This window comes from Imperialibacter sp. (assembly GCF_040222815.1).
GTDB lineage: Bacteria > Bacteroidota > Bacteroidia > Cytophagales > Cyclobacteriaceae > Imperialibacter.
This window is the reverse complement of sequence record NZ_JAVKCH010000057.1, coordinates 91613-116596: the sequence shown is the minus strand read 5'-3', so window position 1 is coordinate 116596 and position 24984 is coordinate 91613. Positions and strand designations below refer to the sequence as shown.

Annotated in this window: 25 protein-coding genes and 1 riboswitch; of the genes, 10 read left to right on the top strand and 15 right to left on the bottom strand. The window is 46.0% G+C overall.

Annotated elements, in window-relative coordinates; genetic code table 11:
• Positions 1-8 precede the first annotated feature (8 nt).
• The 3 genes from RIF36_RS26620 (at position 9) to RIF36_RS26610 (ending at position 2493) form a co-directional block, all read left to right on the top strand.
• The gene (locus RIF36_RS26620) at positions 9-974 is read left to right on the top strand and encodes a GDP-L-fucose synthase family protein (protein ID WP_151997753.1); all 966 of its coding nucleotides are present in this window, start codon (positions 9-11) and stop codon (positions 972-974) included.
• A gap of 74 nt (positions 975-1048) precedes the next feature.
• A complete protein-coding gene (pheS, locus tag RIF36_RS26615; RefSeq protein WP_350127912.1) occupies positions 1049-2071 on the top strand; it encodes a phenylalanine--tRNA ligase subunit alpha in 1023 nt (340 codons plus the stop codon).
• Positions 2068-2493 (top strand): hypothetical protein, encoded by a 426-nt coding sequence (locus RIF36_RS26610; RefSeq protein ID WP_350127909.1) that lies wholly within the window; start codon positions 2068-2070, stop codon positions 2491-2493. Before pheS ends, RIF36_RS26610 begins: the two co-directional genes overlap by 4 nt.
• Positions 2494-2495: 2 nt before the next feature.
• On the opposite strand, the gene RIF36_RS26605 is transcribed toward RIF36_RS26610, so the two are convergent.
• The 8 genes from RIF36_RS26605 to guaB form a co-directional block, all read right to left on the bottom strand.
• Positions 2496-3458 carry an AAA family ATPase gene (locus RIF36_RS26605; protein WP_350096614.1) on the bottom strand — a complete coding sequence of 321 codons (963 nt, stop codon included), beginning with the start codon at positions 3456-3458 and terminating at the stop codon, positions 2496-2498.
• Positions 3459-3464: 6 nt separating this feature from the next.
• Complete coding sequence (locus RIF36_RS26600; protein WP_350072958.1) at positions 3465-4817, bottom strand: peptidylprolyl isomerase; 1353 nt, start codon at positions 4815-4817, stop codon at positions 3465-3467.
• Positions 4792-5667, bottom strand: coding sequence for a peptidyl-prolyl cis-trans isomerase (locus RIF36_RS26595; protein ID WP_226940407.1), 876 nt, complete (start codon positions 5665-5667; stop codon positions 4792-4794). The genes RIF36_RS26600 and RIF36_RS26595 overlap by 26 nt, the downstream gene beginning before the upstream one ends.
• Positions 5657-7825: a peptidylprolyl isomerase gene (locus tag RIF36_RS26590; protein WP_350072960.1), complete on the bottom strand. Its 2169-nt coding sequence runs from the start codon at positions 7823-7825 to the stop codon at positions 5657-5659. The genes RIF36_RS26595 and RIF36_RS26590 overlap by 11 nt, the downstream gene beginning before the upstream one ends.
• A 22-nt stretch (positions 7826-7847) precedes the next feature.
• A complete protein-coding gene (locus RIF36_RS26585) occupies positions 7848-8264 on the bottom strand; it encodes an ATP-binding protein (RefSeq protein ID WP_151997748.1) in 417 nt (138 codons plus the stop codon).
• The gene (locus RIF36_RS26580; RefSeq protein ID WP_151997747.1) at positions 8254-8598 is read right to left on the bottom strand and encodes an STAS domain-containing protein; all 345 of its coding nucleotides are present in this window, start codon (positions 8596-8598) and stop codon (positions 8254-8256) included. The genes RIF36_RS26585 and RIF36_RS26580 overlap by 11 nt, the downstream gene beginning before the upstream one ends.
• Positions 8595-10694, bottom strand: a complete 2100-nt coding sequence (locus RIF36_RS26575) for a GAF domain-containing SpoIIE family protein phosphatase (RefSeq protein ID WP_350072963.1) — start codon at positions 10692-10694, stop codon at positions 8595-8597. Before RIF36_RS26575 ends, RIF36_RS26580 begins: the two co-directional genes overlap by 4 nt.
• A 108-nt stretch (positions 10695-10802) precedes the next feature.
• Entirely contained in the window at positions 10803-12275 is a 1473-nt protein-coding gene (guaB, locus tag RIF36_RS26570) for an IMP dehydrogenase (RefSeq protein WP_350072965.1), read from the bottom strand.
• 108 nt (positions 12276-12383) lie between these two features.
• Here guaB and pnuC point away from each other — a divergent pair, with 108 nt between their 5' ends.
• The 5 genes from pnuC to RIF36_RS26545 all read left to right on the top strand — a co-directional run bounded on the left by pnuC (position 12384) and on the right by RIF36_RS26545 (position 17948).
• Complete coding sequence (pnuC, locus tag RIF36_RS26565) at positions 12384-13001, top strand: nicotinamide riboside transporter PnuC (protein WP_350072966.1); 618 nt, start codon at positions 12384-12386, stop codon at positions 12999-13001.
• Positions 12998-13513: an AAA family ATPase gene (locus RIF36_RS26560; protein WP_350072968.1), complete on the top strand. Its 516-nt coding sequence runs from the start codon at positions 12998-13000 to the stop codon at positions 13511-13513. The genes pnuC and RIF36_RS26560 overlap by 4 nt, the downstream gene beginning before the upstream one ends.
• A gap of 73 nt (positions 13514-13586) precedes the next feature.
• Positions 13587-13702, top strand: a riboswitch (TPP riboswitch).
• 53 nt (positions 13703-13755) lie between these two features.
• A complete protein-coding gene (locus RIF36_RS26555) occupies positions 13756-16227 on the top strand; it encodes a TonB-dependent receptor (protein WP_350072969.1) in 2472 nt (823 codons plus the stop codon).
• Positions 16227-17294 (top strand): DUF6687 family protein, encoded by a 1068-nt coding sequence (locus RIF36_RS26550; RefSeq protein ID WP_350127906.1) that lies wholly within the window; start codon positions 16227-16229, stop codon positions 17292-17294. The genes RIF36_RS26555 and RIF36_RS26550 overlap by 1 nt, the downstream gene beginning before the upstream one ends.
• 30 nt (positions 17295-17324) lie before the next feature.
• Positions 17325-17948, top strand: a complete 624-nt coding sequence (locus RIF36_RS26545) for a hypothetical protein (RefSeq protein ID WP_350127903.1) — start codon at positions 17325-17327, stop codon at positions 17946-17948.
• Here the strand turns inward: RIF36_RS26545 and prmC are convergent.
• Positions 17945-18811 carry a peptide chain release factor N(5)-glutamine methyltransferase gene (gene prmC / locus RIF36_RS26540; protein WP_350127900.1) on the bottom strand — a complete coding sequence of 289 codons (867 nt, stop codon included), beginning with the start codon at positions 18809-18811 and terminating at the stop codon, positions 17945-17947. The genes RIF36_RS26545 and prmC overlap by 4 nt on opposite strands.
• Positions 18812-18859: 48 nt before the next feature.
• On the opposite strand from prmC, the gene ribD reads away from it, so the two are divergent.
• Entirely contained in the window at positions 18860-19897 is a 1038-nt protein-coding gene (gene ribD / locus RIF36_RS26535) for a bifunctional diaminohydroxyphosphoribosylaminopyrimidine deaminase/5-amino-6-(5-phosphoribosylamino)uracil reductase RibD (RefSeq protein WP_350127897.1), read from the top strand.
• Complete coding sequence (gene msrC / locus RIF36_RS26530; RefSeq protein WP_350127894.1) at positions 19897-20379, top strand: free L-methionine (R)-S-oxide reductase MsrC; 483 nt, start codon at positions 19897-19899, stop codon at positions 20377-20379. Before ribD ends, msrC begins: the two co-directional genes overlap by 1 nt.
• Here the strand turns inward: msrC and RIF36_RS26525 are convergent.
• From RIF36_RS26525 to RIF36_RS26500, 6 genes are all read right to left on the bottom strand, one after another.
• A complete protein-coding gene (locus tag RIF36_RS26525) occupies positions 20369-20851 on the bottom strand; it encodes an RDD family protein (protein ID WP_350072981.1) in 483 nt (160 codons plus the stop codon). The genes msrC and RIF36_RS26525 overlap by 11 nt on opposite strands.
• 74 nt (positions 20852-20925) lie before the next feature.
• Complete coding sequence (locus RIF36_RS26520) at positions 20926-21582, bottom strand: phosphatidylserine decarboxylase family protein (RefSeq protein ID WP_350127891.1); 657 nt, start codon at positions 21580-21582, stop codon at positions 20926-20928.
• A gap of 4 nt (positions 21583-21586) precedes the next feature.
• Positions 21587-22861, bottom strand: coding sequence for a Glu/Leu/Phe/Val family dehydrogenase (locus tag RIF36_RS26515; RefSeq protein WP_350072985.1), 1275 nt, complete (start codon positions 22859-22861; stop codon positions 21587-21589).
• Positions 22862-23004: 143 nt separating this feature from the next.
• Positions 23005-23835, bottom strand: a complete 831-nt coding sequence (locus RIF36_RS26510; RefSeq protein WP_317489210.1) for a phosphatidate cytidylyltransferase — start codon at positions 23833-23835, stop codon at positions 23005-23007.
• Positions 23816-24019, bottom strand: a complete 204-nt coding sequence (locus tag RIF36_RS26505; protein ID WP_350127888.1) for a putative signal transducing protein — start codon at positions 24017-24019, stop codon at positions 23816-23818. The genes RIF36_RS26510 and RIF36_RS26505 overlap by 20 nt, the downstream gene beginning before the upstream one ends.
• Positions 24012-24953, bottom strand: coding sequence for a CPBP family intramembrane glutamic endopeptidase (locus RIF36_RS26500; protein ID WP_350127885.1), 942 nt, complete (start codon positions 24951-24953; stop codon positions 24012-24014). Before RIF36_RS26500 ends, RIF36_RS26505 begins: the two co-directional genes overlap by 8 nt.
• Positions 24954-24984 lie beyond the last annotated feature (31 nt).

Below are 24984 nucleotides of genomic sequence, written 5' to 3'. Positions count from 1 at the left end.
TCTAGCAAGTGCATAAAGAATCAAAAGTGTTTATTGCCGGCCATAGGGGAATGGTCGGCTCTGCTATTTTAAGGGGTTTGCAGAAGCGTGGTTTCTCGAATCTTGTATTGAAAGCTTCGTCGGAATGTGATTTGCGTCGCCAAACTGATGTGGAAAGCCTGTTCGAGGCTGAAAAACCAGATTATGTCTTTCTGGCCGCTGCTAAGGTCGGAGGAATCAATGCCAACAACACTTATCGGGCAGAATTTCTACATGACAACCTGATGATTCAGAACAATGTCATTCACTCGGCCTGGAAATATCAATCGACTAAATTGATGTTCCTTGGCTCTTCTTGTATTTACCCGAAACTTGCCCCACAGCCGCTTAAAGAAGACTATTTGCTCACAGGCTTGTTGGAAGAGACAAACGAACCCTATGCGATAGCTAAGATTGCTGGCATCAAAATGTGTGAGGCCTACAGAGATCAATACGGTTGTAATTTTGTATCGGTAATGCCTACCAACCTATATGGACCGAACGACAATTATGATCTGAAAAATTCGCACGTGCTGCCTGCGCTCATTAGAAAATTTCATGATGCAAAGATAAGTGGCGCCAGTGAGGTGGAGGTGTGGGGTACCGGTTCTCCCAAAAGGGAGTTTCTTCATGTCGACGACATGGCTGAAGCGTGTATTTATCTGATGGATAAATTCGATGCCAAGCCACATTCAAAGAATCCGTCATTTTTGAATATCGGTTGGGGAGAGGATATTAGCATAAAAGACCTGGGGCTGTTAATAAAAGATATTGTTGGCTTTCAGGGAACCTTAAAGTTCGACACATCAAAGCCCGATGGGACACCAAGAAAGCTCATGGACACATCCCGTCTCTCGGCGATGGGTTTCAAGCCAACTATTACTTTGGAACAAGGAATAAGAAGTGTTTACGAAGAGTTTCATAGAATATATAGCTCGAAAAACATACGGCTTTAGTTTGGCTCTTGGTCGGCTGCAACTAGCATTTTGATTAAGGGGCGAGTTGCTTACTTTTGTAAAAAATTTCTTTCATGATTGAGCGAATTGAAGAGTTAAAGGAGGAGGTGCGGAAGTTTGTTGCTGAGAAGGAGACTGATCTTGAATCTTTCAGGATGAAGTTTGTCAGCAGAAAGAGCGTTCTTACAGATTTGTTCGATGCCTTCAAGGATGTCCCGCCAGCTCAAAAGAAAGATTATGGAGCTGCTCTCAATCAACTGAAAATGCTGGTACAGGATCGTTTCAAGGAGCTGGCGTCTGGACTGGAAGAGAGTAGAGAGGCAACCACAGAAACAAAGGATTTAACACTTCCGGCCGCAACTGACCAAATAGGAGGTATTCACCCTTTGACCGCCCTCAGAGCAAGAATCATAGAGATTTTCGAACGAATAGGGTTTTCGGTAGCCGATGGACCTGAGATAGAAACTGATTGGTATAACTTCACTGCACTTAACTTTCCTGAAAACCATCCTGCAAGGGAAATGCAGGATACGTTTTTCATAGAGAAAGATCCTGATGTATTGCTAAGGACTCATACTTCCTCTGTGCAGGTGCGCTTGATGGAGAGCGGCAAGCCACCTTTCAGGGCTATTATGCCGGGAAGAGTTTTTAGGAATGAAGCCATTACCGCACGAGCTCACTGCATTTTTCACCAGGTAGAAGGTCTTTACATTGATGAAGGAGTGAGCTTTGCGGACCTGAAAGACACGCTCTATCATTTCGCCAAGGAAATGTTCCATAAGGACGTCAAAATAAGGTTCCGGCCCTCCTATTTTCCCTTCACGGAGCCCAGTGCAGAGATTGACATCTCCTGTCTTATTTGCAATGGAGAAGGCTGTAACATATGCAAGTATACAGGATGGGTGGAGATAGCTGGCTCTGGAATGGTTGACCCAAATGTACTGGAGAACTGTGGCATTGACTCAGAGAAATATACGGGCTTTGCGTTTGGAATGGGGATAGAGAGAATGGCCTTGTTGAAATATCAGGTGAGAGACCTGCGCCTCTTTACTGAAAATGATGTTCGCTTCTTGAAACAATTTTCCTCCATTCTTTGAGCAGGCTGGCTAGTGTCTTTGGAGTTTTAGCAGTGGCGTTGATTTTTGCTCAATGCAGTGAATCGAACACTGGCCCTAATATCCCTCCAAAAATTGTTAACATCGAAATCAACCTGTCCAATATTCAATATCAATCACTTCGGCAGGTTGGAGGCTTTGTGTACTTATCGGGCGGAAACAAAGGTCTGATTGTTTACCGGCAATCTCAATCAGAGTATAGGGTATGGGATCGAATCTGTACCTACGGGCCAGATAAAGAATGTGAAGTGGTAAATATGAATAGCTCTGGTTTTTACTTGGAAGACCTTTGCTGCAAATCGACCTTCGACCTTGACGGCTATCCTACTGCTGGGCCAGCAAAATATCCCTTGGTGGAATACAGGGCTGTGTCGGATGGCACATTCCTCTACATTTCTAACTAGCTCTAAAGGAGCCGGGTGATAATCTGCTCTTCGGTTATTCCCTCCGATTCTGCTTTGAAGTTACGCACTATTCTGTGTCTGAGGATAGGCTCCGCCACGGATTGGACATCTTCGATGTCTGGAGAATACTTACCGTTCATAAGAGCATTGCATTTGGCGCCAAGCACAAGGAACTGCGATGCCCTGGGGCCTGCCCCCCACTCGAGGTACTGCTTGGCAAGTTCATCTCCACCGTCGTTCGGTCTGGTTTTATGAACCAGCTTCACTGCGTACTCGATCACATTATCTGCCACAGGAACTCTTCTCACTAGCTGCTGATAGTATTTGATCTCATCCGCAGTCATCACTTGATCTACAGACTGTACCCGCTCCGAAGTAGTGTTCTTCACAATCTCAATTTCGGAGGCCAGCGTGGGGTAGTCAAGGTTGATATTGAACATAAACCGATCCAGCTGCGCTTCAGGCAGTGGGTAGGTGCCTTCTTGTTCGATGGGGTTTTGCGTCGCCAAAACGAAGAAAGGCTTTTCAAGAGGGTGGTTTTTACCGCCAATGGTTACTGAGTATTCCTGCATCGCCTCTAACAACGCAGACTGAGTCTTTGGAGGGGTTCTGTTTATCTCGTCGGCCAGAATGATGTTAGCGAAAATGGGGCCGAATATGAATTTGAAGTTTCGTTCCTTATCAAGTGTTTCAGCTCCCAGAATGTCGGAGGGCATTAAGTCAGGAGTAAACTGTATCCTGTTAAACTTCAAATGCAGCGCCGACGCCATTGTGTGAATAAGCAGGGTTTTAGCCAGGCCAGGCACTCCTACCAGAAGAGAATGCCCTTGACAGAAAATAGACGAAATTAATAGCTTAACGACCTTGTCCTGACCAACTATTACTTTCGAAACTTCTTTTGTTAACTGTAGATATGACTGGTGAAAAGCATCAGCGGCCTCTTTGTCGTTTTTAAACTGAACCATTGTTTATCAGTAATTCTCTTTTAAAAGATTGCAGAAGTCGAATTCTGGATCAACGTCAATGTACACATCTCCCTGTGCTTTACGAAACCACTCAGATAGAATCTTATTTTTTTTGGCGCTTAGTGTAGCCTGATAAATCTTCTGGAAATCTTGCTCCAGGTTTGCCTGGTGGGGCGAAACCTTGTCTTTGTAGTAGATCAGTCTCAAAGCCTGAGTCCCGTCATCTAGCCTGTAGTCAATGGGTGCAGTAATGTTGCCAACCTTCATCGTGTCTAAAGTAAAGAAAAGCACTGGGTCGATTTCTTCAACGGAAACTCTCGGAGCTCCGGTACCATCAAGCAGAAAACCGCCGTCGGAAGCTGTCGCCTTGTCATCACTATATTCTTTCGCTGCCTTTTCAAACGTTATTGTCTTTGCCTCAATTTGCGTTTTTAGGCTGTCCAGGTAGTCCCGGGAGGCTTTAATGTCAGCAGGAGAGGGCACAGGAATCATCAGGATGTGCCGACTGTTGTAGGTGTTTCCCCTTCTTTCTACAAGTTGTATGATATGAAACCCAAAGTCGGTTTCAACTGGCATAGAAATCTCTCCCGGCTGCATGCTAAGCGCAGTGGCTTCAAACTCCGGTGCCAAGTCTCCCCGTCTGAAGAATCCGAGCTCACCATTGTTTCTCCTCACACTTGGATCCATAGAATACTGCTGGGCAAGTGTGGCCATGCTTTCGCCGGCAAGGATTTTATTTCTGATCGAAATTAATTGCGTGCGAATCTTTTCTTTTTCCACTTCCCCAGGCTCAGGAATTTTTACGATTTGCCCAATAGTTACTTCGGTTGAGAAGAAAGGCAACGAGTCGACCGGAATGGTTTTGAAGAACTTCTTCACTTCTGCTGGTGTCACGGTCAAATCTTTGGTGATGGTTCCCTGCATTTTTTCCACAACCATCTGCTCCTTTACGCTCTCACGAAGTTCGTCTTTGAACTGATCTATGGTTTTCCCGTAGAATTCTTCGAGCCTTTCCTCTGAGCCAACCTGATTGATGAAGAATTGCAGTCTGCGATCCAAATTACTTTCCACATCTCCATCTTCCACCATCACAGAGTCGATTTCTGCTTTGGCTACAAGCATTTTATTGATAACCAGTGTTTCCAAAGCGTCGCATCTGGTGATACCTGTTATATCGTTTCTCGATAGCATTTCCAGGTAGGATTTTTCCATGTCCGACCTTAATATGATATAGTTATCGACCTTAGCGATGATCTCATCCAATACCATGGTTTGTTGTCCCATTACTTTCAGGGATGCCACCGCAGTCAAAGCCAGTGAAAGTGCGAATATTCTAGTTCCTGTAAATTTCAAATTCATCGTTTTGTTGCGCCTCGTTTATGATCTCTTCTTCCAGTTTCTTAGCGAGCTCAATTTTACGCTTATTAAGAATAATATTAACTATGTCTTCTCTGATAAACTCCAACGGAGAAACCTGATCAGAGATTTTGTATTCAAGCAGTTTTATGAAGTAAATAAATTTGTCATCCGACGACTCGACGAAAGAATTATCCCGCAAAAACTGAACTTTGTTGGGAATGGTGGCAAGCGGCGTGCTTTTCACCACCTCATCAAAGTTGAGCCAGGCGTTGTCCTCAAGTGAGGAGGATATTGCAAACCTGAAGCAATATGACTTGATTTCTTCCATGTCGGAGTCGGGGTAACTTCTTAACAGACCCCGGATTCGTGAAATTCGTGGGGCCTCCTTGGGAATTTTGACAAAGAGGCACTTGATAATATTCTGCTTCAGCAGAAAGTTCTCAAACTTATCATCGTAATAGGTTTGTATTTCCTGCTCAGAAACCTCCTTGCTAAGGCGCCTGCTGATCTCATATTTTTCAAACTCATGCACCATGAGGGCATATTTATAGTCAAGCACTTTGCGTTCGATTTCTGCTTCGTTGAATTCTATCTTCGAAGACGCCTTGGCAATCATGAGTTGTTTTTTTATCCAACCATCAACGTACTTCTCAACAAGCTTGACACTGTCTTCAGGAGATAAATTTTCAGGAGCAATTCCCGTGAGGTCCGCTTTATAGAGGTAAGTGTCAAACACACGTGCTACCGGAATTTCCTGAACATTGGCTTCTTCTCCTGATTTTAGCTTTATGAACTCGCAGCTATGCAGTAGAGAAACGAAGAGAATAAAAGGAAGGTATTTACTTTTCATTAAGTTGTTTTACTACATTTTTCCAAGCCCTGGCGTTCACCTTTACCGGGTACTTTGCCTTCAGCTCATTTAGCCACGTGGTTTCCAGAAATTCCTGGTAATCTGAAACCACCTTGCCTTTGACCTCTACCAGATCTTTTCGGGTAGGCTGCTGTATATTCCTTATATACATTATCCTCGAGAAGGCGCCGTCGTTGACGAAATGAATCCCCGCCTTCCAGTATTCTTTGGGAACCAGATTGTTGTCTTTCTCAAGTAGAGTATTTGAAACCTTCAAAGATAGCGTATCCGGGCCATTGAAATATTTTTCTAACACACTTTTTGATTGGGTGAGCAATTCAATTTGCCAGGAGTTGATTTCATCTTCGATAAAGCCGACTCTTGACACCACATCTGGAAATGCTGTCTTTATTTCCTGAATGGTTTTTTCGTTTGTATAAATATATAGGCCTAGGGAGTCAATCGAATTGAATACCTCTGCAAGGCCTGTCTTTGTCGCTCCCCATTCTGTGGCGGTGCCAACCGTGTATTTTCTTAAAAGAAACAATGTATCGATGGAAGAGTCAATCAGGGTTTCCAGCGCTTTATTTTCACCTTCAATGGCTAACACCTCTGCCCGTTCATTCCATACATAGTCATCCCTGTGCTCTGAGAAAAAGTTGTTCAAGCCCACTGTATCGGTGTTAGCCATCTGCCACACCTTTTCATTCATGACCTCAAACAGCAGAGTGCCATCAAAGTACTCATTGTACAAAAACCTGTAAGCGGAGTTAGTGGCATATAGTTGCTGGAGCTCGATGCCTTCTAGTTTCTCGAGTAAGAAATCATCCCAAAGCTCAGCAGCATATTTTTGAGCCGTTAGGTGGCTGCTCTTCTTTTGGTTTATCTCCACATACCTAAAGAAATCTTCAGTTGTCAATTGGGTGTCGGCAGCGCTAAGCAAAACTTTTTTCAATTCAGAGCCTCCGGCATCGTAAGACCAATTGCCCTCAGTGAGCCTGCCATCCAGCAGTGAGAAGACGGCTTCTTTCGGCTCAACAAAAATCTTCACGTTTAGGCGACTGATCAAACTATCAACAGTTTGATCATTTCTGCTGGAGGCACGGTCGTCGCCCGAAATGCGTGATTCGATCATTGCCCTCACTTCTTCCAAGGGTGGTACTGGCTTTCTCTCCACCAGTTTGATAATATGCCACCCATTTTGTGCCTTGAGAGGCTCGGAAATGTCGCCGGGCTTGTTCAAACCACTTGCCGCCGTATAAAATGATGCTGGTAGCTGCCTGAAGGTTAGCCAGGGTAGTTCTCCACCTTTGCTTTTGTTGGAGGCTTCGTCGCTGTATTGTGCTACCAAGGTGTTCCAGTCTTCACCTTTGTCGAGTTTTGCTTTTACCTCCTTAGCCCTGGTGTACGCCAATGTTGAATCGGCATTTATTTTGAAGAATATATGGGCGAGTTTAATAGAACCCAGGGCTTTTCGCCTTGAATGGACATACACAACGTGGTAACCGAACGATGTTTTGAACGGGTCAGATACTTTTCCGGGTGCTGTTTTAAAGGCCGCATTTTCGAAGGGGTACACCATTTGGAAGGCTCCAAAATAACCCAAATAGCCATTGTTTTGCGTAGCCGACGGATCTTGCGAATATTGTTTGGCCAGGGTGGCAAATGATTCTCCGAGGCTCACCCTCTTTTTGATGTCAAGAAGGCGGTTATAGGCTTTGAGGGTATCTTCAGGTGAGGCATTCGCTGGAATTTCTATGAGGATATGGGAAGCCTCCACCTCCTCCAGGGTGCGGCTGTAAGCTTCTCTGACCAGCTCCTCGTTAATGAGGTTTTCGGTCAGGTAAGGTTTTGCCAATTGTTTTTTATAGCCAGCCATTTCCTGCAAGAAGGCGGGCTTTTGGTTATAGCCCAGTGCTTTAGCCTCCTTTACTTTGAGCCGGAAATTGACATAGAGCTTGAAGTAGTCGTTGAGTTCTTTCTCTGTGAAAGACCCGGAAGTAGCCTGCCGGTTTTTGTTGAAGGCATAAAGAAACTCGTCTGTCGAAAAGGTTTCGTCACCAATCTGAAATAGGTGATCATCTTTCTGGGAGAGTAACGGATTGGATAGACCAAATGAAAAAAGGAAAAAGGCAAAAAGGACTCCCTTGGGCTTCATTATTCTGTTCGAGGTGTTTTGACTATTTGTTAAAATCCTTCGTGAGTCTACAAACATTGTAACCATTGGACTGGTAGAATTCGATTTTATCCATGATCCGGTTAACGAGCATCAGGCCAATCCCTCCTTTTTTCTTGGTTCTGATAATATCTGACAGCGAGGGCTCTTTGTACTGAGCCATGTTGAATGCCTCACCGTGGTCTTTTATTTCGAATACTGTCGTTTTATCTGCTTTGAATTCGACCGAAATTTCAATCGACTCGTTGGCATCGCACCCATGGGAATGAATGATAAGGTTAGCGCACACCTCGTCCACAGCAAGCACAACCTTGTGACTTTCCACATCGGAAAGGCCATGCTGCCTCAGCAAATCGTCAACGAATTGACGAATCTCCTGAAGTTTATCAGTACTGCACGATGCCTTATAATTATATAACATTTAATAAACCCTTAGCGGACTTTTCGTCATCAACAATTTTTAAAAGCTGATCGAGACCCAAAATTTGAAAAACATGGAAAACCTTGTCCTGCAAGCCGAAAATAACCATGTTAATTTCCTTTATTTCCAGTTCTTGTATGTACGACATAAATACTCCCAGTCCTGCAGAAGAAATATAGTTAAGCCCAGAGCAGTCGATCATTATTTTTTTGAAGCCATCAGATACAGCGTTCTGGATGGTTGCATCGAGCTGAATAGATGAACTTGCATCCACTTCGCCTCCAACGCTAATGCACACATACTCTTTGTCTTCTGCTGTAGAGATTTCAATCATTTTTTAGTTTTTACGGATTCAACACTTTTAACGTTTTCATGCCCAGTGAACTTTACGATGAGCATGGTATAATCATCGTCCAACGATCGTTTTCCACAGAAATCGTATAAATCATCAATGATCCCGTCCTTTATTTTGTCGGGCGATAGGTTAGCATGCTTAAGTAGAGAGGTGCGGAGGCGATCGTAGCCAAATTCCTCCTGGTTCTGATTAGTGGCTTCCGTAATACCGTCGGTGTATAACACAAACACATCCTCCGGCTTATAGTAGAACTCATTAACCTGAACATAGTCTTCGAAGGAAGAGTTTCGTAATATCCCCAACCCCAGACCCTTATTCTTGAAGAAGCTGGTCTCCCTTGTACGGCCATCCAGATATAAAGTTGGGCAGTGCCCTGCTCTGGTGAACCTGACGATTTTACTTTTTGTATCAATAATGAAATAGGAAGCAGTAATAAACGAGGTTTTTTCAAGGCACCTGCTTAATGCACTGTTGGCTTGTACCATAAACTCCTTCGGCTCCAGGTCGAGCTGGGCAAGGCTGTGGAAAATCCCCTTCATCTGGCTCATATGGAAGGCGGCTGACGTGCCTTTGCCGGAAACGTCGGCTATGATAAGGGCTACTTTATTGTCGTTGATGCGAAAGGTGTCGTAATAATCGCCCCCTACTTCATCGGCAGCCATAGAAAATGCCGTGATGTTATAGTCGTGGTTTTTATCCAGCGTTTGAGGTAAAAGGCTTTTTTGAACCCGGGAGGCAATTTTCAGCTCTTCCTTGTACCGTTCGTTTTCCAGGGCCTCGTTTAACAGGCGAAAGTTTTCAATCGAAATGCTCGCCTGATTCACATAGGTGTTAATGATGTCGATCATTTCCTTGTTGAAGGAGTCATCGACCTCTTTTAGCAAGGCAAGTGTCCCTATTTGCTCGTTTTTAACAATGATCGGATAAACCAGTATTGACTTGAAGGGCACTTTTTTCAGCGTAGCAGTTAGCTTTTGACTGGTAGGGTTCCGTTCAAGTTCGGAATTGAGGATGCGTTTGAGCGTGCTGTTTTGAGCCGCCTCCTTTATTTTATCAATGAGGTCTGGGTTGAGGTTTCTTACCAGCAACTCCTGCTTGCCAGCTTTGGCATCAGTCACTTCTAGCCAGGCAGCGTCGGCAAACACAGCGCTTACAGCACTATCAAGCAGTATTTCGAAGACTTGCTCTTCCTTTTGTCCGGTTGGGATGGTCTGGCTCAGCCGCTGGAAATTTATCACCTCTTCAAGCTTGCTCTCAAAAACAGATGACGTGGGAAGGTTAAACAGGATGACAAGGACTGAAAAAACTGAATAAATGAAGATGAAGGCGAAGACAGCCAGTACAAAAACATTATTCAGCAGGTCGGTAATGAGCACGGACTCGTTGGAATATCCAACCAAGCTCATGAAGAAGTACCACAGATAAATGATGACCAGCAGCAGAAACAGGATGCTTTTCCACTTTTGCTTGAAATTGAGATAGGCGACCCATTTCAAATTGACAGACAAGATCAGCCCAATGCCAACTAGCAAGAGAATTACAGTGTTAAACGGAACGTCGAATAACTTGTATCCGGAAAACTCAAAGGCTAGACTTAGAAAAAGAAAATATTCAAAGAACTGCCAGGTGCGGAGTAGTTTTTTTGATTTTTGATAAAGGATCAGCCTTTTCCAAACGATAAAGGTGGAAATCAAAAACGCCAGGATTAGTCCCAGGTTGACCAGATAAAAGAAGTTTATCAGCAGGATATTCTTGGTGAGCATAGAGCCTCCAAAAACATAGAAAAAGAACTTGATCGACAGTGAAACGATGGTAGTAAGGAGCCCCGTTACAAATACCCGCCACAACAGATCGATGAAATTGATGCTCTCTGCCTTGCCAATGCTGTAGCGATAATAAACGCCAACAGACAAGATAAAAAGAATGAGAAAAGCGTGCGGTAAAAACTGGGGGATGCCCAATGAGGCGTTGTTCTTCTGATCGAAAAGGATCGACAGGTTGGTCAATAGCAGCAACGTCCAGAATATAATTCCGAAGGCTATGCTAAGTCTGACGATGCTTTTGTTCGACAACATCCAATAGTGTTACACCTGTTTGACAGGGCAATTTAAATAAATCACTAATTACTGTAAAAATATAAAAGCTGCCCAAAGACAGCTTTTATTATGCTATGGTGATAATTATTATCTCGACGAATAATTGGGAGCCTCTCTGGTGACGGCAATATCATGCGGATGACTTTCACGCACACCAGCGGCAGTAATTTTCACAAAATGGGCTTTCTGCAAGTCTTCGATGCCAGCAGCACCACAATAGCCCATGCCCGCTTTCAGGCCGCCAACGAGTTGGTATAGAACTTCCGACACCAGTCCCTTGAAAGGAACCCGGCCTACAATGCCTTCCGGCACCAGTTTCTTCACATCGTCCTCAGCATCCTGGAAGTAACGGTCTTTCGAACCACTTTCCATAGCTTCCACTGAGCCCATGCCCCGGTATGTCTTGAATTTTCTTCCTTCGTAAATAATGATCTCCCCGGGTGCCTCTTCTGTCCCAGCCAGTAGCGACCCGATCATGATGCTGCTGGCACCACCTGCAATGGCCTTCACCAGGTCACCAGAGAAGCGGACGCCACCGTCGGCAATGACTGGCACCCCGCTGCCCTTGATAGCCTCTGCGGACTCAACAACTGCTGATAGCTGAGGTACACCCACGCCAGCTATGATTCTGGTGGTGCAGATACTGCCCGGGCCAACGCCTACCTTCACAGCGTCGGCACCTGCATCAACAAGCGCTTTGGCCGCCTCGCCAGTAGCAATGTTTCCGACGATCATGTCGAGGTCGGGATAGGCCTTCTTCACCCTTTTGGCGGTGTCAATAACTCCTTTGGAGTGACCATGAGCGGTGTCAATACTGATCACGTCTACGCCAGCTTTTATCAGTAAATCGACCCTATCCAAAATGTCTTCGGTAACGCCTACCGCAGCACCCACTCTAAGTCTGCCAAACTCATCCTTACATGCATAAGGCCGATCCTTTTTCTTTAAAATGTCTTTATAGGTGATTAGGCCACTCAGCCTACCAGCTTTATCGACGATGGGAAGCTTCTCAATTTTAAACTCCTGTAAAATATCCTCAGCCTGCGCAAGGTCGATGCCCACATCTGCAGTTATTAACTTACCTGTGGTCATTACGTCCTTTACCGGCACGTTCATTTTTTTCTGGAAACGCAAATCCCGGTTGGTAATGATGCCGACCAGTTTTCGATCTCCGTCAATGACCGGAATACCTCCAATTTTAAACTCCCGCATGATGGCTACTGCGTCGCCTACTGTCGAGTTTACATCAAGTGTGATGGGGTCGAGGATCATACCGCTTTGAGAGCGCTTCACCTTTCGCACCTGCTCGGCCTGGGCCTCTATCGACATGTTTTTGTGAATGAAACCAAGGCCACCTTCTAAAGCCATAGCAATGGCAAGAGAATATTCGGTGACCGTGTCCATGGCAGCAGACACCAGAGGCACATTAAGTCTGATATTTCTGGTAAGTTGCGTCGAAGTATCTGTCTGGCGTGGAAGTACTTCAGAATACGCTGGGAGTAGCAGTACGTCGTCGTAAGTGAGTGCTTCGTACTTGAACTTGGAGTTATTGAGGGCCATTTGCAAATAATAATTTACGTGATATTATTTGCGGGGCAAAATTAAAGATATTAAAGATTATTCGGAACGGTTAGTTCGAAATTAATTTTAACGAAAGAATATTTGGGCATGGAATGGTTTCTGGAAGGATTGAAGAGTGGCGTGCAACAAATGACCTGGTTGGAAGCAATAGCTGTGTTCTTCGGGCTTTTGAGCGTGTGGTACTCCATGAAGAGAGACATTTTGGTTTTCCCTACAGGAATCGTAAGTACAATCATTTTTGTCTACATCTGTTTTCCAGCCAAGCTTTATGCCGACATGGCCATCAACGTTTATTATACCGCCATGAGTGTGTATGGGTGGATTCTCTGGAGCAAAAAGAACCCTGGGGAAGAAGCACTTCCGGTGAGCTACAACAGCCGAAACGAAAATGTAATCACTGCCTTTTTCCTGATTGGGTCATTTGTTTTCTGGTACTACATTCTTACCCAACATACCGATAGCGATGTACCACTTTGGGACTCACTGACCACGGCCATTTTCATTGTGGGCATGTGGCTCATGGCAAAAAAGAAAGTAGAGAACTGGATCGCCTGGATTCTCGGCGACCTAATTTCCGTGCCACTTTACTTCTACAAAGGGCTATTGCTGGCCAGCTTTCAGTTTTTCATTTTCACAATAATTGCCGTGGTGGGACTTGTCGCCTGGATAAATGATGTGAAGCAGCAAAAGAAGGAGGCTGTATGACCAAAAGGATCGCCATCATCGGCCCCGAATCGACTGGCAAGTCAACTTTGAGCCAGCAGCTGGCGACACATTTCCACACACAGTGGGTACCCGAGTTTGCCAGGCAATACCTTATCGACATTAATCGACCGTACGAGGAAAGTGATTTGCTGGCTATTGCAAAAGGTCAGAAAGAGAAAGAGGAGCAGTTGTTTCGAAGCGCCAACAGGTTTTTGTTTTGCGACACAACACTTATCGTTGTGAAAGTGTGGAGTGAACACAGTTATGGCCGATGTGACCCCTGGATTGAAGAGCAGGTTGATCAGATACAATACGATTATTTTCTGCTGACGGACATTGACATGCCCTGGGTGGAGGATCCGCAAAGGGAACATCCGCATATGCGTGAATATTTTTTTGACATTTACCAAACCTACCTCGAGAAAGAAGGACTGCCCTATACGTTAGTCAGTGGGAATGAGGAAGAAAGACTCCAATTAGCCATTGCAAAAGTAACCTCGCTGACAGCTTGAAATTGGCTCCTTTTCCAGGCTGCCGAATCCACCGATTTGATTCCTAACAAAATTCTTCCTTACCTTAGCAGCGTAATTTTACCAGGGGTGCCCTACCCGCCAGCTGGCGGGATAAGTTCGGGCTGAGATTATACCCTTTGAACCTGATCCGGGTAATGCCGGCGCAAGGGAAAGGAGGTGAAACGTTAAGGTGGCAGAAACCCCTTGATGCCACTGATGTTTAACCGAAAAATTTAAAGTACATGTTTAACAAAAAAATGTTGGGCGTCAGCTTATGGCTGGCACTAACGGCTGTGTTCGCCACGGCGAACGCAAGTGCGCAGTCGCTTTCAGGCAAAGTGACAGACGCAGAAACGAATGAGGCCCTGCCCGGGGCTAATGTGGTCATTGTGGGGAGTGGAAAAGGAGTTTCTACCAATAATTTGGGTAACTACTACCTGACAGGGCTGTCTAAAGGGCAGGTGACCATCAAAGTGTCTTTTGTAGGGTATGAAACGGTCGAGAAAGCAATTTCAGTTGGTACAGAGGAAGTCATGAACTTTGGCCTTTCCAAAGACTTGCTGCTTGATGAAGGCATCATTGTGTCCTCAACACGGGCCAATGAGAAAACGCCGATGACATTTTCCACCATTTCCAACAAGGAGATCAAGGCGCAAAACCTCGGACAGGACATGCCTATGTTGGTCAACTGGTCGCCATCGGTGGTGACAACGTCCGATGCAGGAGCTGGAGTTGGTTACACAGGCATTCGGATAAGAGGGAGCGACGCTACCCGGATCAATGTGACTATCAACGGGGTTCCGCTGAACGACTCGGAGTCGCATGGTACCTTCTGGGTCAATACGCCCGATCTGGCGTCATCTACCAACAATATTCAGATCCAGCGGGGCGTGGGTGCTTCCACCAATGGAGCAGGGGCGTTTGGTGCCACCATCAACCTCCAAACTTCCATGCCTTCTACCGAAGGTTTTGGTGAAATCAACAACTCATTTGGATCGTTCGGCACAAGAAAACACAACATTGTGTACAACACCGGCTTGATCAAGGATCACTGGTCGTTTGAAGGCAGGCTGTCAAAAATTGCTTCCGACGGTTATATCGACAGGGCGTCGTCAGATTTACAATCTTACTTTCTTTCCGGAGGGTATTACGGCAAGAAAACCATTGTGAAAGCGCTGGTTTTTGGAGGCAAAGAAGGAACCTACCAGTCGTGGTGGGGTACACCCGAAGCGAGACTCAACAACGACGAAGAAGGTATGCAGGAAGTGATCGCCAACAACGGGTATTCGCAGGCTCAGGCAGACAACTTGCTCAACTCAGGCCGCACTTTTAACTACTATCAGTACGACAATGAGGTTGATAACTACCAGCAAGACCACTACCAGCTTCATCTTACGCATCAGCTTAGTAAAGAGTGGTCGGTTAACGGTGCATTGCATTACACTTATGGCCGGGGCTACTATGAGCAGTACCGGGAGGGCGACGACTTTTCAGACTACGGGCTTAATCCGATTGTGATAGAAAACACCACTATTGAGAGCACAGATTTGATTCGTCGTCGCTGGCTCGACAATGATTTCTACGGCTTTACCTATAGCATCAACTACAGTGGCGAAAAATGGCAGACGACGCTGGGCGGCGGCCTCAACGTCTACGATGGAGATCACTTTGGCGAGATCATATGGGCCCGGTATGCAAGCAATTCCGAAATCAGAGACAGGTATTACGAAAGCAACGCACTGAAGAAAGACTTCAATAGCTACCTGAAAGCCAACTATCAACTTACCGACAGGCTTAATGCCTACGGTGATCTGCAAATCCGCACGATTGGCTACACTACTGAAGGGGTTGACAGCGACCAGGCGGCTATTGATGTGGACGAGAATTTTTTCTTTTTTAATCCAAAGGCGGGTCTTACTTATGCTCTTGAAGGGACTTCCCAGCTTTACGCCTCCTACAGTGTGGCGCACAGAGAGCCTATTCGAAGCGACTTCATCGATGCTCCTGGCGGAAACGTGCCGTCGCCTGAAATGCTGGGCAACTGGGAAGCCGGTTACAAAACGGCCGGTAAGCGCTACTCGGCAGGCGCTAACTTTTACCTGATGGACTATAAGAATCAACTAGTGCTGACTGGTGAAGTAAATGATGTTGGCTCGTCAGTGCGTACCAACGTGGCGGACAGCTACAGGGCAGGTATCGAACTACAGGGCTCTTTACAGCTAACCAACCAGCTAACCTGGAATGCCAATCTGACGCTAAGTAGAAACAAGATCAAGGAGTTCACAGAAGTGCTTTACGACTACGGGACCAACTTTGACGAATACAACGAGATCAGAAATGTTTATAAAGACACTGACATCTCTTTCTCTCCCAATGTCGTTGCCGGCTCTCAGCTTTTCTACCGTCCGATCACGGCGTTTGAAGCAGGGCTGCTTACCAAGTATGTTGGCCGCCAATACATGGACAACACACAGATGGAGTCCCGGTCTATCGATCCTTACTTTGTGAATGACCTTCGCTTTACCTATGAGTGGAAACCGGCCTGGGTAGACAGGATAGGCGTCAGCTTGCTGGTGAACAATGTATTCAGCACGCTGTACTCTTCCAATGGATATACCTTCGGGTACTTCGGGGGTTCTTATGAAGTGAGGGAAAATTACTATTACCCCCAGGCCACCCGGAACTTTCTGGCGGCTTTATCTGTGAGGTTTTAATGGAGTTCATTCCATTTGCTGGAGCCAAAAAACTTGACCATCAGCTGGTGATTGGAGTAGACTGCTTCCTTCCAAATAGGCTCAATTTGAGCCACTGGAGGGGAGCAGGCCCTCCTGCTGAACTGGCCGAGGACACCAGTGCTGCCATTGCTATCAATGCTGTGGTAAAAGGCGCCGTCCCAGTTGAAGCGAGGTTTGTCACCAATAACCACTTTGATGTCGATGGGTTTATTGGCATTTGGTCGCTGCTGAACCCGAAACTGGCGCTAATGCACCAGCAGTTGTTAAAGGCAATGGCTTTACTGGGTGATTTTAGGGAATTGCCCGAAAATGCGGAGCTTGCTGATCAGGCGCTGAAACTTGTGGCATGGCTGAATAGCGTAGAAAAGAGAAAGTTTTATGCCCCTTTCGGAAAAGCTTATCTGGAAGAGGAGGCATGTGTTGAAAAGTACATCTTCTTTTTGTCAGCGTTTGAAAAGGTTTTGAATGACCCGGAGGTGTTTCGAGCCGACTGGGAAGAGGAATATCAGCAGGCAAGCCAACACTTATCGCTATTGGCCAGCCAGGGCAGTGTGGAGTTCTATGAAGACATACGGCTTCTTGTAGTTCATGCTCCAAAGACCCTTCATTATTACGCTCTTTTTGGGCAGTCGGTGCAGGCAGATATGGTACTCACCATTTACCCGGGAAACCAGTATGAGTTGGAGTATAAATACACCACATGGGTAGACGCTTACCGCCGACACCCTTACCCCAGGATTAACTTTCAGCTGCTTATAGAAAAGCTGAATGGTTTGGAAACTTCCGGTGAAAAGTGGACAGGTGTGGATGTGACAGACACCGGGCCTATTCTTCGCCTTGGCTCTTCGATCAAAGACAAAGAAAGACGTTTTGATCACCCTTTTAACAGGCGGTTCTACTCATCATCCATTGCTCCGGAGTTGCTGGAAAACACTATCGTTTCTTTTTACCGCCACGCTTACCAGTCAACAGAGCCAAAGGAAATATGGGCCTGGCAGGAGGTACGACAAGTGAATGACAACCTTATGAAAACGTGGAAGAAATAGTCATCTTCGTGTTTTTGTAACTCACTGTTAATGTCTTCACACCATATCGTACGGGATGAACAAGAGCCGGCTTTGTTGACGCTGAATGCCGCATGGCTTCGTGACGAAACGCTGGCGAGTCTGCTGGAGTGGAGTCCCACGATTGTGGTAGCAGCTGGCGAGGTGGATGTGTTGGACTCTTTGGGAATCAAGCCCGATGTAGTGGTGGCGACCCATGAAGAGAAAACTCGACATAGCGCCGAATGGGAAGCTTTCGCCCCTCTGACCATTTTGGAAAGAACAAGCGAACAGAGTGCTGTGGTTGCGGCCCTTCATTACCTTCTGGCAAATAGATACAAGGCGGTCAATATTTTTGCCTCACCTTTCGACTTATTGCTTTCGGAGTTTGCGCTCTTTTTCGCCAATATGGACATTGTGTTCTATACAGAGACAAGCCGATGGTTGTGGCTGCGAAGTGGGCAATACAACAAGTGGTTGCCAGCAGGCACCAGGCTCACCGTTCAGTCACTCAATGAGCCGCAGGAGTTTACGTGGAGCGGGTTTATAGCAAAGCCACCTCAGAACCCATTAAACAAGGTGGCTCTTGACGTTAAAAAGGATGAAATGGTCTCTATTTCTTCGAATTTGCCCTTTCTCCTTGAGGAACAGCTTTAGCCGACCCGTCCTCTGATCATTCTGTCTTTGCCATTGATGTCCTGTCGCAGTTCGATATTTGAGTAGCTCAATGAATCAAGCAGGTCTTTCATTTCCTTTCCAAAGGCTTCATTGATTTCGAAATAAAGCCAGCCTCCGTTTTTCAGGCCAGTGCGTGCCAGCCCGGCAATTTTTCTGTAAAATATGAGCGGGTCGTCATCGCCGACAAACAGGGCCAGGCCGGGATCAAATGCCAACACGTTTTTGCTCATTAAAGGCTTTTCTGAATCTCTCACGTAAGGAGGGTTGCTGACGATGATATCAAAAGCCCCTTTATCGATCATTGCCTCTAGAACATTGACTTGTTTAAAATGTACCTCAGCTCCCAGCTTGGTAGCATTCTCGCTGGCGGTTTTCAAAGCGGCCTCCGAAATATCCCAGCCCTCGCATTGAATGTTGGGCGCCTCCAGGCTGATTGTAATAGGAATGCAGCCACTGCCAGTGCCTATGTCCAGAAGCTTTGCTCTGTCAGGTTTTTCATGAGAATTGACGATCCAGTGTACAAGTTCCTCTGTTTCAGGGCGGGGAATCAACACCTCTTTATTCACCTGAAATTTTCTGCCATAGAACCAGCCGTAACCTACCACATGTTGAACCGGCTCTTCATTTTTGAGCCTTTTAACTGCTTCTTCAAGCACGTCGAGATCGAAGTCCGACAACTCCAGTGGTTTCTTAGCCAGTCTTTCTTTGGCAGTAACTGCCAAAGTTCCTTCCAGCAGGTAATCCGTGATGCTTTGTGCTTCATTGGCGCCATAAATCAGGATCAATTGATTGGCCACTTCGGTGAATAGTTTGTCGGCAGAAGTAATAGCGGGGATAGGCAAGGCAATAAATTTTTTTGTCTCACAATTTATGGCAAATTTATGAGGCAAATGGCAAATGATTTGGAACAACACCAGGTATTCATGCGACGGGCCATTGAACTGGCGCAGTTAGGTTTGGGCAGTGCAAGTCCCAATCCATTGGTTGGCTGCGTGATAGTGAAAGACGGCCTTGTCATTGGAGAAGGTTGGCACCGAAAATATGGAGAGGCACATGCCGAAGTAAACGCTGTGAATGCGGTAAAAGACCCTGAGCAGCTTAAAGGCGCTATTGTGTATGTTACACTTGAGCCCTGCTCCCACTTCGGCAAAACACCCCCCTGCGCCGATCTGCTTATCAGCAAGCAGGTGGCGGAAGTGATTGTGGCCGTTGAGGATCCCAATCCACAAGTGGCCGGCAGAGGAATAGAGAAGCTAAAACAAGCAGGGATCACAGTGCAATTGGGGTTGCTGGCGGAGGAGGCTACGTGGGTGAACCGACGGTTTTTAACGGCCATGAAGGATCACAGGCCCTACATCATCTTGAAATGGGCGCAAACCATGGATGGTTTTGTTGCACGGGAAAACCATGACTCGAAATGGATCAGTAATGCCTATTCGAGAAAGCTGGTGCATAAATGGCGCACGGAGGAAGATGCCATTTTGGTGGGGAGCAATACTGTGGCATATGACAACCCTCAGCTGACGGCAAGGGATTGGCCAGGCAATAATCCTGTGCGGGTAGTGCTGGATCCTGGCGATGAGTTGGATGGTAACTACCATGTACTTGACGGAAGTGTTTCCACGATCATTTATACAACGATACAAGAATCGATAGACGCCAACCTTGAGCTTGTGAAGGTCGATGCACATCATTATTTACCCGAGGTGTTAGCCGATCTTCGAAGAAGAAACATCCGATCGGTGATTATTGAGGGAGGTGCCAAAACGCTCGAATCGTTCATAGAAATGAACCTTTGGGACGAGGCCAGGGTTTTTTATGCACCCACGACATTTACGACAGGTATAAAGGCTCCAGTTTGCGGAGGGACTATTTTAAGCAAAGAAGACATTTTAGGCGATACATTCATTACTTACACAAGAAACTAATGGCAGAAACGCTGTTTATTCCCAAAGAAGCTACCAAACAAGACAAATACGAAGCACTTGTACCGCAGATTGAAGCACTCATCGGGGGAGAGCCTGATCTCACGGCCAACCTGGCCAATATTTCCGCCGCATTAAAATATGGGATGGGTTTCTTTTGGGTTGGTTTCTATATGGTCAAAGAAGACCAGCTAGTACTAGGGCCGTTTCAGGGGCCAATCGCTTGTACCAGAATCAACCTGGGTAAAGGCGTTTGTGGCTCTTCGTGGAAAGAGGCCAGGACTTTTATTGTGCCGGATGTTGATCAGTTTCCCGGTCACATTGCCTGTAGCGGCGATTCAAAATCGGAAATTGTGCTGCCCATTGTCAGGGCGGATAAAGTGCTTGGCGTGCTCGATGTGGACAGCGACAAGCTCAATGAGTTTGACGAGGTAGACCAGCGCTACCTCGAACAAATCATTGATATGCTTCAAATTACTTCTTGACTACCAGCGTGCTGGCAATCATGTCGTGAAGCGCTTGTTTCTTTTCTGTGAAGCCCGCCATGATATAACCAATGCCGAGGATCATCGAAGAAACAATCTTACCAAGGTTCCGGAGCAGGGCTTTGCCAAAATCGAGTTTGTTACCGTCTGCATCCGTAACTTTCAGGCCGAGTGCGATTTTACCGACAGTGGCTTGGCTTTTGCTCGATTCCATCAAGGAGAAATAGAGCACTTGAATAACAAACGTGATGAAAATGGTGACGCTCATTACGCTAGCAAAAGCAGCTATCATACCCACGGCCTCTTCTGTGCTCATCGAGTCATCAAATAAGCCGGGTGTGGTGGCAAAGCCAAAGCCCAACGCTGCAAAAATTGGTAGTAAAACGAAAGATTGAGCTACATAAACAATTATATAGTCGATAATGTAGGCTACAAATCGCAGCCAAAATCCAGCATAATTAGTAGATGACATAGTGTGTAAGGGTTGGTTTTTATGAAAAGATATAAATTTCTTTTCACTAAACCACCTTTGTGGAAGCGAATGCTCTAGGCCAGCCTGGCAATCACCGTTTTGCCGCCAGTTGTTTTGTCGTTGATGTTGACTTCAATTTTGGCATCAAGCGGTAAAAAAACATCAACTCTCGAACCGAATTTAATAAAGCCAAATTCCTCCCCCTGGGCCAGTTCATCGCCTTCTTTTACATACCACTTGATGCGCCGGGCCACTGCGCCGGCTATCTGGCGGAAAAGCACTTTCACGCCTTTGTCGTTTTCCATCACCACCGTCGTTCTTTCGTTTTCGGTGCTTGACTTGGGGTGCCAGGCAACAAGGTATTTCCCCGGGTGGTATTTAAAAAAGCTTACTTTTCCTTTGATGGGTGCCCTATTGACATGTACGTTAAGAGGCGACATAAAAATAGAAATCTGTATGCGCTCGTCTTTCAGATACTCATCTTCGGTGGTTTTTTCAATCACCACCACTTTCCCTTCGGCTGGTGCGTAAACGGCTTTAGGGTCTTCTGGAGTCACGCATTTTGGAAGCCTGAAAAACTGAAGAAAAAGAAGATAGATCACTATGCTGGCAGCAAGCACCAGGCTCTGAACAAGCGACATTGACACATAGTTGAAAACTACGTAGTTCAAACCGATGAAAATAATCGCCATCACCAGCAAAAATGTTCTACCTTCTTTGTGTATGGTCATTTTACTAGAATCTACCTCTGAATTTATATGTTTTGGCTACTTTGTCAATGGCCACAATATAAGCGGCAATCCTTAAAGAAACATTATACTCCTGCGACGTTTTGAACACGTTGTTGAACGCATCCTTCATGATCCGGTCAGACCGGCGGCTTACCCTGTCCGCAGTCCACTTATAGCCGAGGCGGTTTTGCACCCACTCAAAGTACGACACAGTTACCCCACCAGCATTGGCCAGGATATCCGGCACAGCCATGATGCCCTTGTCATTCAACAACGCATCGGCTTTGGCTGAAGTTGGCCCATTGGCACCTTCCACAATCAGCTTTGCTTTTACCTGGTCTGCGTTGTGCACAGTAATTACGTCTTCTTTTGCTGCTGGTACCAGGACGTCCAGATCGAGGGTGAGCAGGTCATCGCCAGCTATTTTTTCAGCACCGTTAAAGCCCTCAAGTGAGCCGTTGTTTGCATTGCGATACTCTATGGCTTTGTTAATGTCAATTCCGCTGTCGTTGTAGTAGGCTCCTGAAATATCACTAACGGCAACCACTGAGGCACCTCGTTCTTCCAAAAGTGTGGCGGCCCATGATCCTACGTTGCCAAACCCCTGCACGGCTACTTTCGCATGGTAGGGATTGATTTTCAATTTCTCCATTGCTGCCAGCGCAGTAATCATTACCCCACGACCGGTAGCTTCAGTGCGGCCCAAAGAACCACCTAAGACGAGCGGCTTACCCGTAACAACCGCATTCACAGTCATACCCTGAGCACGGGAGTATTCGTCCATCAACCAGGCCATTTCACGAGGACCGGTACCCATGTCGGGGGCGGGAATGTCTCTGTCAGGCCCGAATATTTCGACAAGCGCACCCGTATAGGCCCTGGTCAACCTTTCGATTTCACCAGGAGACATATTGCGTGGATTGCAGATGATGCCACCTTTGGCACCACCATAGGGAATGTCCACCACGGCGCATTTCCACGTCATCCAGGCGGCCAATGCTTTTACTTCATCCAGGTGAACGTCCATGTCGTAGCGGATGCCACCTTTGGACGGGCCCAGAATGTTGGAGTGAATTACCCGATAGCCTTCAAACACTTGTACGCTGCCATCATCCATGGTAATAGGAAGGTTCACTATTACCTGCTTAACGGGTGACTTCAGCACGTTGTACACCTCATCATCCAGTCCAAGACATTTTGCTGCAATGTCAAACCTGGACATCATCGATTCGAAAGGATTTTCTTTATCCTTTATCGGTGCCGGTTCTATGTAAGCCATAAAAATATAATAGGGTTAATGTGTTGTATTCGGTGGCAAAGCTACTAAAAGCAATAGAAAGTTTGCTCAAAAAAGCTGAAATGTACATTTTTTAGCAAAGGCATCAACTATCTGTAGAATGCTGGCGTAGCACGCTGGTAAAATCAAAGAAGCCTTAGGAAAACGATAATAAAAGGGACAGAAAGCAGCAAACCATCAAATCGATCCAAAAACCCTCCATGACCTGGAATGCTTTTCCCCGAATCTTTGATTTCCATGCTTCTTTTGAAAAGAGACTCCACCAGGTCGCCATAGGTTCCGGCGACGATGATGATGACTGAAACGGACAGCCACTCCCAAAGCGGGAGTACGGTAAAGTACATGGAAAGCCCATAGGCCATTGCAAGGGAGGTCAGAGCACCTCCCACACTTCCTTCCCAGGACTTTTTTGGAGACACTCTTTCGAAGAGCTTGGTCTTGCCAAAGTTGACACCTGCAAAGTAGGCACCGGTGTCGCTTGCCCAAAGTATCAGTAGCAAGCCAACTATTATCTCCCAATGATACTCCCCTCTTGAGAAGGCAATAAAGTTGAGGAGAGCAAAAGGAACCGCCACGTAGATAATTCCGAGAAAGGTAAAACCAATATTAGTAAATGGGTTCTTTTCGTTCTTTTTATAGAGCTTGATAAAAAAGATGGTTGCCAGCAAAGGAAAAATAAGAAAGGCGTATTTACCGTCAATCTCTCCAGTTTCAACAAAGAAGGTGAGACAAAATATAATCGCTCCAATAAAGCACCCCAGGAAGCGCAACGGCAAAATGCCATGAAGCCGCACGAGGTTGTAAAACTCCATTTGGGTGAGAAGAGTCAGGATAAAAAAAATGGCAAAATAGGTGTAGGGACTGTAAATAATCAGGAAGAGCAAGATAGGGGCCCCTATGACTGCTGCGATAATTCTTTGGGTTAGGTTGTTGAACCTATTCAAAATGGATGTCATCGTTGATCATTTTCACAGCACTGAGGACATTCTCAGATGAAACATATACCTGATAATTGCCCAGCTGAAGGGTGTCTTTTTTATTAAGTACCACCGCAGGAATATCATTTTCTTCAAGCACAGCCTTCACAATTTCCGCCTTATGTTGTTGGGTATTTGTAAATACCTTTTGCCAGTTATCCATCAGCGTTTTCCAGTTTCCTGTGAAACTTAATAAAGAGGTAAGTGAGGGCAGCACCAATAATAAAGAAAAACCCTACTGTTTCCAAAGGCACCGTCTCCGTATCGTCGATGTTGAACCCGACCAGGTCATTTTTGTACAGGTAAAGCATCACCAGGCTGAACCCGTTGTTGAAGAAGTGTGCCAGCATGGCCAGCACCAGGCTGCCCGACCAGTAGAAAATGTAGCCAAAAAGCGCACCCAGGAGCATTCGGGGAACAAAGCCATAGAACTGAAAATGAAATGCACTAAAGAAAATAGCTGCTACCCAAATGGCGATATGCGGATTGCGTGTAAGCTGCTGAAGCCGGGTTTGGATAAGGCCTCTGAAGAGAAGCTCTTCACCAATGCCGGGTATAATGGCGACTACAAACAAAGCAACCAGTAGTTCGCCAAAGCCAGAGAAGTCGGTCAGGTATTCGGTAATCACTTTAAGTTGTTCCTCTTTTGCCTGCGCCCATTGCTCAAAGCCACTCATAAACTCCGGAAACTTCAGGTTGAGGTTCCATTCTATGAAAAGACTGTTGACAACCATGAAACAGAAAGTGATCAGGATGACATAAATCAATGGTTGCCAATAGCGGGTGTCAACGGAAAAATAGGTGCTTACTTTTGTGCCTTGATAGAGTTTGATGTAGAACAGGGGCACCAGAATAAATGCTCCGAGCGATCCCACAGCCTGGGTGGTGTACAGCGCCACTTTGGATCTTGGGTCACCCATGTCAGTCAGGAGCCTCATCGTTTCTTCAAACCCCGTATTAAAAAGCAGCATCAACGGCAGCACAGAAATTATCTGAAACACGATCATTCCACCAAAGCAAAATAAAACCAGCTGAAGCAGGCCAAGCCCCGGCCCCTTCAAATCTCTGATTTCAAGGAAACTATTGTACTTTTGCATCTTGTTAGATTAGCTGATGTAACACAACTGG